A 10,548-nucleotide genomic window follows, 5' to 3' on the forward strand; every position below is an offset into this window, starting at 1 on the left:
TGGTGGTGCCGTACCCGACCGTAGAACTGTTCCGAAGGACAGTTACGCTGCTACGCCGCATGCGCGTTGACTGCCAGGGTGCGGCCCGGTGAGGGTCACCCACCGGATCGGAACCACAAGCGTGGGCGGGTCCGGCAGTGGCCGCCGCGAACAGGAAGCTTCACGATGCCGGCAGGCCATTCCACCGGTCGTTCCCGCCGTGACGGCCCGCGCGCCAGGCGCCGGGCCGAGCGGCGCAGGCGGCTGCGGCGCACCATCCTCCTCGGCTCGGCGGCGCTGGTCGCCGTATCGGCCACCGCCTACGCGCTGCTGCCCGAGGACGAGACCACCACGGCCGCCAAGGGCCGCACCGCGGCGCAGACCGACGCACCGGCCGGGGAAGGCACCGACGCCGCGGGGAACCCGCAGCCGCAGGGCGGCGCGAAGTCCCCGGAGGCCGCGCAGTCCCCCGCCGCCCCCTCGCAGCAGCCCGCCTCCCCCTCGCCGTCCACCGGCTCCCCCGCGACGCCCGGCAAGCCCGGCACCTTCACCGGGTCGACCTCCTCCGGCGGCGCGCAGGGCAAGGGGACCACACGGCGCTGGCGGCTGGAGGTCGAGGAGGGCAGCGGGATCGACCCGGAGGCCGCCGCCCGCTCCGTCGAGGCGATCCTCGGGGACCCCCGCGGCTGGACCAGGGACCCCCGCTACGGCTTCCAGCTCGTGGGTGCGGGCCAGCCGGTGGACTTCACCGTCAAGATCGCGACGCCCAAGACCACCGACCTCCTGTGCGACGTGGTCACCCCGGAACTCATCGGCGAGACCAACTGCCGGACCGGCCATGACGTGGTGGTGAACCTCAAGCGCTGGAAGGAGGGCTCGCCCCAGTTCAGCGGCTCCGTGGAGGAGTACCGGGCGCTGATCGTCAACCACGAGGTCGGGCACGAGATAGGCCGCGGCCACGAGGGCTGCCCGGGCCCCGGAAAGCCCGCCCCGGCGATGATGCAGCAGATCAAGGGCCTGGAAGGCTGCAAGTCCAACGCCTGGCCCTTCGACGCGAATGGAACCTACCTGTCCGGTCCACCCGTCCTCTAGGGAAAGGCCGGCCTCCGTAAGGGGCCGGCCGGGGGGATCGAGGAGTGGGAACCGTGCGCGTCGTCAGCTTCAGCGTCCCTGCGTGGTTCCCCTCGTACGAGGAGCCGGACGGGCCGCCGGAACAGCAGGGGGCGCAGTCCTGCGAAGCGCTGCTGACCGAGCAGGAGTCCGCGGTGTTCCTGTGCCTGGCCACCGGCGCCTCCAACCGGGAACTCGCCGGGGAACTCCAACTGTCCGTCAGCACGGTCAAGTTCCACGTCGTGAACATACGGGCCAAGCTCGGCGGGATCAGCCGCCTCCAGGCCTGCCTGCTCGCCGCCCTCGCCCGGGAGGGCGGCCGGCCCGCCGAGCACAGACCCGTCGACGGCACGGACCTCGACGGCCGGGCCCCGGACAGCGGCCCCCTCGACAGCGGCCCCCTCGACGGCGGCGACGGGCTCAGCGCCTCCGGTGGAGCAGCCGTCCCCCGATGACCGTGGCCACGCACGTGGTCGCGCCCCGCGTCAGCAGCTCGGCCCCGTCCGCCACCGCGAACACCGCGAAACGTGCCGCGGCGCCCGGCTCCAGCACCCCGTGGAAGGCCTCCGCCGCCGCCTCCCGGCCCGCGAAGGGATCCAGGTCCGGCCGTCCCTCGTAGGGCGCCGGCGGCAGGATCGTCAGCCCCGACCGGGACACCGCCGTGCGCACCGCCGCGACCGTGAAGCGGCCGCACACCGCCACCACCCCGCGGGCCAGCAGCCGCTGCGTGCCGCGCCGGGCGCTGTGGCCCCACCGCGACTCGGTCAGCTTCAGCGCCACCAGCGCCTCCGCGCCGCTGATCGGGTCCGCGCCGAGTTCCGTGACCTCGTACGGGTCGTCCGGGTAGTACGTCCGCTCCAGCAGCTCGTCCGCCCCGCGCACCAGCAGCCCCGGGGTGAGCACCCCGGGCCAGCGGCGGACCCGGGCGTGCGAATGGCCCGCCGCGAGGTCCTCGTACGGACCCACGCGGGCGATCCGGTCCCCCTCGACGAGGACCGCACCGCCCTCCAGCGGCGCGGACCCCGGTCCGGTCACCAGGAGTTCGGCGGCGTGCAGCGTCAGCATCGTGATCGTGTCGGACGCGTCAGTTGGTGGAGATGAGCTTCAGCTCGGGGTGCGCGGTGCCGCCCTCGATCGCGGTGGAGGAGATGTGCGAGACGACGCGCTCGTCGACCGGGTCGTTCGCCGGGTCGTCGTGCACCAGCAGGTGCTCGTAGGTCGTCGCGCGCTGCGCCGGGGTGCGGCCCGCCTTGCGGATCAGGTCGATGATCTCCTGGCGGTTGGAGCGGTGCTTGGCACCGGCCGAGGAGACGACGTTCTCCTCCAGCATGATCGAGCCGAGGTCGTCCGCGCCGTAGTGCAGCGAGAGCTGGCCCGCCTCCTTGCCGACCGTCAGCCAGGAGCCCTGGATGTGGGCGATGTTGTCGAGGAACAGGCGCGCGATCGCGATCATGCGCAGGTACTCGAAGATCGTCGCCTGGGTGCGGCCCTTGAGGTGGTTGTTCTCGGGCTGGTAGGTGTACGGGATGAAGGCGCGGAAGCCGCCCGTGCGGTCCTGCGTGTCGCGGATCATCGCGATGTGCTCGATGCGCTCGGCGTTGGTCTCGCCGGTGCCCATCAGCATGGTGGAGGTGGACTCCACGCCCAGCTTGTGGGCGATCTCCATGATCTCCAGCCAGCGCTCGCCGGACTCCTTCAGCGGGGCGATCGCCTTGCGCGGCCGGGCCGGCAGCAGCTCGGCGCCGGCGCCCGCGAAGGAGTCCAGGCCGGCGGCGTGGATGCGCTGGATGGCCTCCTCGGCCGAGACGCCCGAGATGCGGGCCATGTGCTCGACCTCGGACGCGCCGAGGGAGTGGATGACCAGCTGCGGGAAGTCCTTCTTGATGGCGGAGAAGTGGTGCTCGTAGTACTCGACGCCGTAGTCCGGGTGGTGCCCGCCCTGGAACATGATCTGCGTGCCGCCGAGCTCGACGGTCTCCGCGCAGCGGCGCAGGATGTCGTCGAGGTCGCGGGACCAGCCCTTCTTCGTGTCCTTGGGGGCCGCGTAGAAGGCACAGAACTTGCACGCCGTGACGCACACGTTCGTGTAGTTGATGTTCCGCTCGATGATGTACGTCGCGATGTGCTCGGTGCCGGCGTAGCGGCGGCGGCGCACCGCGTCGGCCGCCTGCCCGAGCGCGTGCAGCGGGGCGTGGCGGTAGAGGTCGAGCGCCTCTTCCTTGGTGATCCGGCCCCCCGCGGCGGCGCGGTCGAGGACAGACTGGAGAACGGCCTGGTCGGTCACCGGGAGTCACCTTTCGGCGGTGTGTCTGTGTCAAGGTCCGGACCGAGCCAGCCTACGCCAGGGCCCGGCGGCGGATTTCAGGGGCTGCGGGTGAGGTCTCCCTCGGGGTTCCCGGCCGGGGAGTCCCCCGACTTGTAGTGGAGCGTTCCGTTCGCGTTGAGGGTGAACCGCTCGTCGGCGGAGCCGTTGGAGCAGACCCCGGGGGCGGGGTTGGGCCCGCCCGAGCTGTCCAGGACGAGGGAGCGGTCCGTGGCGGAGGCGAGCTTCCAGTCGCCGCTGCAGTCGGTGCCGAGGACGGCCAGGACCGACTTGTCCCGGGCGACGACCTCGCCGGCCTTGCCGCCCTTGATGGTGATCTCGAACTCCGACGACAGGCCGAGGCGGGCGGTGGTGACCGTGCCCTTCCACGTGCCGACGAACTCCTTGGGGACCTCGGTACGGGTCCCGGGCGCGGGCGACGCGGAACTCGCACCGGTGGCCGCGGCCGAGGGTGCCGACGCTCCCGGGGCGGGCGAGGAGGCCGAGGGCCGCGCGCCGGCGTCGGCCAGGTCCCGCTGCCCGCCGCCGCCCTGCCCGGGCAGCAGGTCCATCCAGAACAGTCCGCTGGAGAGCACCGCCAGCGCGGCCGCCGCGGCCAGGACGACGGTGCAGCTGAACCGGCGCCCCGCGGCGCTGACCGTGACCTGCCGCCCGCCGGTCTCCGTACGCGGGTGCGGCAGCGCGCCGGCCCCGGAGGCGGCGGCGCCCGCCGGGCCCCCGCCGGGGGTCTCGGTGGGGCTGCCGTACGGGCCCGCGGCCGGGGCGGCGTGGGGGAAGCCCGCGCCCTGGCTCCCGTACGAGGGGTCCGGCGCTCCGAAGCCGCCGCCGGCCGGGGCGTACGAGCCCGCGGTGAAGGGGACCGGGCCGGAGGCCGCCTCCGGTACGGGCACGGCCGTACCGGAGGAATCGGAGGCGGCGGAATCGGCGGGGTCGGCGTCGAGGTCGAGGAGGGCCACCGCGGCCCGGCTGGCCTCCTCGACCAGGGGTGCCGGAAGCCAGCCGGGGGCACCGAGCGCCCCGGCCAGGGCGTCGGCGACCGCCGCGGGGGCGGGCCGCTCCGCGGCCGTCTTGGCCAGGCAGGCCTCGATCAGGTCGCGCAGGTCCCCGGCCGGGAGCTCGCCGAGCTCGGGCGGTTCGTGCACCACCTTGTAGAGGAGGGTGGCGGAGTTGTCCCCGCTGAAGGGCGGCCGGCCGGTCGCCGCGAAGGCGAGCACGGCGCCGAGGGAGAACACGTCGGCCGCCCCGGTGATGCCCTTGCCGAGGATCTGCTCGGGCGACATGTAGCCGGGCGAGCCCACGGAGACGCCGGTGGAGGTGAGCGAGGCCGTGCCGTCCGTGGCCCGCGCGATCCCGAAGTCGATCAGCCGCGGCCCGTCGAGGGTGAGCATCACGTTCGACGGCTTCACGTCCCGGTGGACGAGCCCGAGCCCGTGCACGGCCACCAGGGCGCGCGCCAGCCCCGCGCCGACCGCCCGTACGGCGAGCTCGGGGAGCGGCCCGTGCGCGGCGAGCGCGCGGTCCAGGGAGGGCCCCGCCACGTACCCGGTGGCCACCCACGGGACCTCGGCCTCCGGATCCGCGTCGAGCACCGGAGCGGTCCACTCGCCGCCGACCCGCCGGGCCGCCTCGACCTCGCGGCGGAACCGGGCCCGGAACTCCTCGTCGGAGGCGAAGTGCGGGTGCACGATCTTGACCGCGACGGTCCGGCCGCCCGCGCTGCGGCCCAGGTAGACCCGGCCCATGCCACCCGCGCCGAGCCGGCCGAGCAACCGGTACGCGCCGATGGTCCGCGGCTCACCGGCTTGCAGCGGATGCATCGCGTCCCCCCAATTCCCCGTGTTCCCGGGCGTCTTGTGGCACCCGGCCGAGGAGCAGCCTAGGGGGTGCGGGGCGGGGGGAGGGGGTGGCCGTCACCCTTTTGCATTTCCCCCTGCGGGCGGAGGAATGCGGAAAGGGCGGGAATTCCCGGGAAACCGGGCATTCACCTGACGGGCGCTTTGGATCTACCCGGCGGTAAACCCGTTCAGCACTCCTGGACCACCGCGCTCAGCAGCTCCACGGACACATCCGCGGGATACCCCGTCGTCGGTCCGGTTCGGCGGGCGAATTCCCGTACGCCCGCCAACTGGTCGGGACCGAAGCGGAAGTCGAGCGTCGTGAAGTACCGCTCCAGCAGCTCCGCGTCGAAGGCCTCCCAGCGGGCCGCCTGCTCGGCGACCTTGGTGACCTCTTCGAGGGAGAGGTCGCGGGAGGCGAGGAAGGCCTCGTGGACCTTCTGCACGACGGCGGGCTCGCGCGCGAGGTAGTCCTTCCGGGCGGCCCAGACGGCGAACACGAACGGCAGTCCGGTCCACTCCTTCCACATGTGCCCGAGGTCGTGGACGGTCAGTCCGAGCCGGGGCGCGTCGTGGAGCGAGGCCCTCAGCGCGGCGTCGCCGATCAGTACGGCGGCGTCCGCCTCCTGCATCATCGTGCCCAGGTCGGGCGGGCAGGTGTAGTAGTCGGGCCGTACGCCGTACTGCTCGGAGAGCAGTAGCTGGGCCAGGCGTACGGACGTACGGGAGGTCGAGCCGAGGGCGACGCGGGCTCCGTCGAGCCGGTCCAGCGGGACCTGCGAGACGATCACGCAGGACATCACGGGGCCGTCGCAGCCGACCGCGAGATCGGGGAAGGCGACGAGCCGGTCGGCGTTGCGGAGGAATTCCACGAGGGTGATCGGGGCGATGTCCAGCTCCCCGTCGACGAGCCGCTGGCTGAGCTTCTCGGGGGTGTCCTTGGTCAGCTCCAGGTCCAGCAGCGTGCCGGTTCTGGCGAGCCCCCAGTAGAGGGGCAGGCAGTTCAGGAACTGAATGTGGCCGACGCGGGGCCGGCTGCGGTAGACGTCCACATCGCGAGACTAGTCCCCCCGTCTGCGTCAGCCTTGAGGCGGGTCTCAAACGTCCGGGTGACGTGATCTTTCCCTCTGGTCTCGGCCGCATGGTGCGTGCTAGGCTCGACGCAAGTTGCAGTTTGGTTTCCCTTGCAGTACGAGGCCTGCGGAGAATGTGACCCGCAGGCTTTTGTAGTTTTCAGACTTCTTAGCAGGTTCTGGAGCAGGGCGACCCTTTGGCCCATAGGAGGGCTCATGGCTACCGGAACCGTGAAGTGGTTCAACGCTGAAAAGGGCTTCGGCTTCATCGCCCAGGACGGCGGCGGCCCGGATGTCTTCGTCCACTACTCCGCGATCAACGCCTCTGGCTTCCGCTCCCTCGAGGAGAACCAGACGGTGAACTTCGACGTCACGCAGGGTCCGAAGGGCCCGCAGGCGGAGAACGTCACCCCGGCCTAGTCGCCTGGGCCAACCTCAATCGCGGGTTGGAAAAGCAGTACCCAAGGAGCCCCGTCACCTCTGCGCGAGCAGAGCGGCGGGGCTCCTGCCTTTCCCCTCCCGGGTGGGGAGGGCGGATACGCCCTGGGGCCCGCACCGTGTGCACGGTGCGGGCCCCAGGGCGTCTGTACGACCGGTCCGGCCGCGGCCCGGGCCCGTGGGCCCGGGCTGGGGTCACTTCGCGGTGGCCGCGGGCGGCGCGGTGATCTCGATGTCGAGGATCAGGGTCACGTCGTCCGGGGTGACCAGGCGGAGCTGGTAGGTGCCCGGGGCGAGGTCCGCGTCCGTGAAGAGCTCCGGCAGGACGATCCGGCCGTCGGCCGCGGTCGCCGCCAGGGCGAGGTCGTAGACCTTCTTGCCGGTCGCGTCCTTGAAGTACGGGCCCTTCACGGTCGCCGGGTCGGCCGGCACCCACTTCCCGTCCTTCTCCTGGCCCAGGCCGGCGACGACGCCGGAGACGGCGACCGCCTTGCCCTTGGCCGTGGCCCGGACCTCGACGCCCTTGATGCTCGTGCCGGCGACCGCCGCGAGCGGCTTCGAGCCCTCCGGGCGGGCCAGCAGGTCCGCGGCGGGCGCCGTGACCTTGCCCGCGAAGTTCACGGTGAGCCGGCTGGTGGTGTCGTAGGCCGAGGCGCGCAGGGTGAAGGTGCCCGCCGTGGCGCCCGCCTTCAGGCCGGGCGCGGCGGCGATGCCGTCGGCGCCCGTCTTGACCACCAGGGACTTCGCCGTGCCGAAGAGGGTGCCGGGGGTCCCGGTGGCGTCCTCCTCGATCGCGAAGACCACCTCGCGGCCGGCGGCGGGCTTGCCGTCGCTGAGGAGCAGCTTGACCCGCGGGACCACGGTGAAGGCCGCTCCCGCCTCGGCGGTGAGGCCGGGACCGTCGAGCACCGTCAGCTCGGCCAGGTGCGGGGCCGGCTTCTCCGGGGTCGGAGTCGGGGTCGGGGTGGGCGTCGGCGTGGGGGTCGGCGTCGGCGTCGGCTTGGGGGCCGGCGTCGGCGTGACCGGGTTCTGCGGGCGGGGCGTGGGCAGGGTGCCCGGCTGCACCGGCGGGTAGTTCCCCACGGGCGGATTGGCCACCTCGGTGGCGCCCTGCTGGTACTGCCGCATGTAGCCGAGCACGGTGTTCACGTACTCGCGGGAGTTGTTGTAGCTGAGGATCGCCTTGTCGAGCTCGGCGGCCACCGACAGGTTCCGGTCGCCGGCGCACAGGTAGAGGCCGGCGCCCAGGGCCGCGTCGTAGATGTTGTTCGGGTCCCGCTTGGCGTCGCCGTTGCCGTCGGCGCCCCAGGTGGCCCAGGTCGAGGGAATGAACTGCATCGGGCCGACGGCGCGGTCGTAGACCACGTCCGCGTCGAACTCGCCCCGGTCGGTGTCGCGGATCTCGGCGAAGCCGTTGCCGTCGAGGCGCGGGCCGCGGATCGGCTTCTCGGTGTAGCCGTCGGCCTTGAGGCCGTAGCCGGAGGCGTGGACGGACTCGACCCGGCCGATGCCCGCGAGCAGCTCCCAGGGCAGCTTGCAGTTGGGGAGCGCCGCCGCGACGGCGACCTGGGCCCGGTTGTAGGCGTCGAGGGCGGTCGCGGGTATACCGCTGGCGCCCTCCTGCGTGCCCGCCCCCGCGGCGGGCGGCGGGTCGGCGACGATGTCCGGCAGGTCCAGCCGGGCGTCACCGCGGTCGGTGGCCTGCGGACTGTCCGGGGTCGGTTCGGACTCTCCCGCATCCGCGGTCGACGGAGTGGACACGACCGCGGCAGTGGTCAGGCTGGCCGCGAGCGCGGCCGTGCACAGGACCTTGCGCGAGGTGTTGACGATGTGGCGGTGAAGCGGCTTCACAGTGCGGCAGTCCCCCCAAGGAGCCGTTCAAGGGTATGTGGCCGGTCTGGCCGTGAATATCCACTGTCTATCAGGTATTCCGACCCGACTCGCCGTCCGTCCGGCAGATGTGACGGACCATTCGTCTCGCCTTCACCGGCATCCGGCGACAGAAGGGACAACAGCCCCAACCCTCCGCCCGAAATGGCCCGATGACAACCTGTTTCCAGCCGGATCCCGCCTGTTCGAAGCCACCGAACGGATCTACGGCCGCGCCACCGGCGGTCCGTCCGGCAGCCACCCCGGACGCTCCACACCCCCCACACACCGCCCACACGGCGATGTGACCCGGATCACTCAAGAAGGATCCCGGGGACCGATACATTTCGCGGCGCTCGCCGGTCCTACTTCCGTACGCATCGACCCGGACAGAAGAGGAACGATCCCCATGCGCATCGTCATCACTGAATTCATCAGCCTCGACGGCGTCGTGCAGGCCCCGGGCGGCCAGGGCGAGGACAGCGACGGCGGCTTCGCCCACGGCGGCTGGACCCACCCCTTCTTCGACGCGGAGGTCGTCGGCGGCTCCTTCACCGCGGCCCTGGAGAAGGCCGACGCGCTGCTGTACGGGCGGCGCACCTGGCAGAACATGGCCGCGGCATGGCCCGAGCGCGCCGGCGACCCCTTCGCCGACCGGATGAACTCCCTGCCGAAGTACGTCGTGTCCGACACCCTCGGGGACGACGAGCTGACGTGGAACAACACCACGCGCATCGACGGCGGCAAGGCCGTCGCCCGCATCCGCGAGCTGCGCGACGGCAACGGCGGCGACCTGGTCGTCATGGGCAGCCCCACCCTCGCGCGCACCCTGCTGAGCGAGGGCCTCGTCGACGAACTGCGGCTCATGATCATGCCGGTGCTGCTGGGGGGCGGGAAGTCGATCTTCCCGCAGGACGGCGGCCTGCACACCCTCGAACTGGTCTCGACGGCCATCAGCCCCGCGGGCGTGCACGTGTGCACCTACCACCCGACCGCGAAGGCCTGACCGGCGCTCCCCGGGCCCGCGCCCGGGCCCGGGGAGCGTTCGCCCCTCCTGCGGGCGGCGGTTCAGAACACGGCGGTCCCGATCCCGACCAGGGCTCCGGCCACCGCCCCCAGCACGACGGCGGCGAACAGGCCGACCAGGGACACGAAAAAGTAGCCCTCGCCGTTCGCCACCGTGCCGCTGCGCGCGCAGGCGAACAGCCAGGCCGCGAGCGTCAGGAACGGTACGAGCAGCAGGCCGGCCGCCGTGCCGAAGTTGAACACGGCCGTCCCGGACAGCTCGTAGGCCCGGCCCCTCGCCGTCCGCACCTCGACCCGGGCGCCCTGCCGGTACTCGTCGGCGGCCGTGTCCAGCACGATCTCGCGCGCCGCCTCCCCCGGCCGGCGAGGGGTGTACCAGCCCGTGCAGTCGGTACCGGTCGTGTAGCCCTCGGCGTCGGTGGCCTCGTAGCAGTGGTGGACGGAGACGACCCCGTCGACGGGCCCGAAACCGAGCACCGCCCCCATCTGTGGCCCGGGCAGCACCCACATCAGCCACCCGGCCACCCCGAGCGTCACGACGACCCCGGCCCCGGCCACCCCCCGCCCCAACCCCCGCACAGCAGCACGCACGACGCCCCCTCTCCCGTGCAGGCCGATACCCGCCCGGGCGGACGCGTACGCGGGCGGTGCGGTGGGACTGCGGCGTGGAGCGCGGCAGGGCTTCGGCGGGGGGAGCCCCGGCGGGGCGGGGCGGGGTCGGGGCAGGGTCGGGTCGGGGCACGGCGGGAGCCGGCGGGGGTGGGACGGGGAAGGCGCGGCGGTGGCTTCGGGTGGGCGGTATGCACTCGGGCGGGAGTCAGTGACGTTCTGGGGGTTTTTCCGTCTGTCCGATGGTTTTCCGGGTCGTGCCGGTCCCTCAAGGGCGCTCCTGCGT

Annotated in this window: 10 protein-coding genes; 4 read left to right on the plus strand and 6 right to left on the minus strand. The window is 72.7% G+C overall.

What is annotated here, in order from left to right; translation table 11 throughout:
* Nucleotides 1–165: 165 nt before the first annotated feature.
* The gene (locus AB0O53_RS16865; RefSeq protein ID WP_350992991.1) at nt 166–1,071 is read left to right on the plus strand and encodes a DUF3152 domain-containing protein; all 906 of its coding nucleotides are present in this window, start codon (nt 166–168) and stop codon (nt 1,069–1,071) included.
* 53 nt (nt 1,072–1,124) lie between these two features.
* Nucleotides 1,125–1,544: a response regulator transcription factor gene (locus AB0O53_RS16870; RefSeq protein ID WP_365196255.1), complete on the plus strand. Its 420-nt coding sequence runs from the start codon at nt 1,125–1,127 to the stop codon at nt 1,542–1,544.
* Here the strand turns inward: AB0O53_RS16870 and AB0O53_RS16875 are convergent.
* The 4 genes from AB0O53_RS16875 to AB0O53_RS16890 form a co-directional block, all read right to left on the minus strand.
* Nucleotides 1,510–2,154 (minus strand): imidazolonepropionase-like domain-containing protein, encoded by a 645-nt coding sequence (locus tag AB0O53_RS16875; RefSeq protein ID WP_365196258.1) that lies wholly within the window; start codon nt 2,152–2,154, stop codon nt 1,510–1,512. The two genes, AB0O53_RS16870 and AB0O53_RS16875, sit on opposite strands and share 35 nt — an antisense overlap.
* 19 nt (nt 2,155–2,173) lie before the next feature.
* Nucleotides 2,174–3,373, minus strand: a complete 1,200-nt coding sequence (mqnC, locus tag AB0O53_RS16880; RefSeq protein WP_350992997.1) for a cyclic dehypoxanthinyl futalosine synthase — start codon at nt 3,371–3,373, stop codon at nt 2,174–2,176.
* A gap of 77 nt (nt 3,374–3,450) precedes the next feature.
* Nucleotides 3,451–5,229 carry a serine/threonine-protein kinase gene (locus AB0O53_RS16885; RefSeq protein ID WP_365196262.1) on the minus strand — a complete coding sequence of 593 codons (1,779 nt, stop codon included), beginning with the start codon at nt 5,227–5,229 and terminating at the stop codon, nt 3,451–3,453.
* Between the two features lie 206 nt (nt 5,230–5,435).
* Nucleotides 5,436–6,299: a menaquinone biosynthetic enzyme MqnA/MqnD family protein gene (locus AB0O53_RS16890; RefSeq protein WP_350993001.1), complete on the minus strand. Its 864-nt coding sequence runs from the start codon at nt 6,297–6,299 to the stop codon at nt 5,436–5,438.
* Nucleotides 6,300–6,536: 237 nt separating this feature from the next.
* Between AB0O53_RS16890 and AB0O53_RS16895 the strand changes: the two genes are divergently transcribed.
* Nucleotides 6,537–6,740 (plus strand): cold-shock protein, encoded by a 204-nt coding sequence (locus tag AB0O53_RS16895; protein ID WP_030012116.1) that lies wholly within the window; start codon nt 6,537–6,539, stop codon nt 6,738–6,740.
* A 213-nt stretch (nt 6,741–6,953) separates the two neighbouring features.
* Here the strand turns inward: AB0O53_RS16895 and AB0O53_RS16900 are convergent, their stop codons facing one another.
* Nucleotides 6,954–8,609, minus strand: a complete 1,656-nt coding sequence (locus tag AB0O53_RS16900) for a lytic transglycosylase domain-containing protein (protein WP_365196265.1) — start codon at nt 8,607–8,609, stop codon at nt 6,954–6,956.
* 427 nt (nt 8,610–9,036) lie between these two features.
* Between AB0O53_RS16900 and AB0O53_RS16905 the strand changes: the two genes are divergently transcribed.
* Nucleotides 9,037–9,633, plus strand: coding sequence for a dihydrofolate reductase family protein (locus AB0O53_RS16905; protein ID WP_365196267.1), 597 nt, complete (start codon nt 9,037–9,039; stop codon nt 9,631–9,633).
* Between the two features lie 62 nt (nt 9,634–9,695).
* On the opposite strand, the gene AB0O53_RS16910 is transcribed toward AB0O53_RS16905, so the two are convergent.
* Nucleotides 9,696–10,244: a hypothetical protein gene (locus AB0O53_RS16910; RefSeq protein WP_350993005.1), complete on the minus strand. Its 549-nt coding sequence runs from the start codon at nt 10,242–10,244 to the stop codon at nt 9,696–9,698.
* Nucleotides 10,245–10,548 lie beyond the last annotated feature (304 nt).

Source organism: Streptomyces erythrochromogenes (assembly GCF_040684695.1).
Classification (GTDB): domain Bacteria; phylum Actinomycetota; class Actinomycetes; order Streptomycetales; family Streptomycetaceae; genus Streptomyces; species Streptomyces erythrochromogenes_C.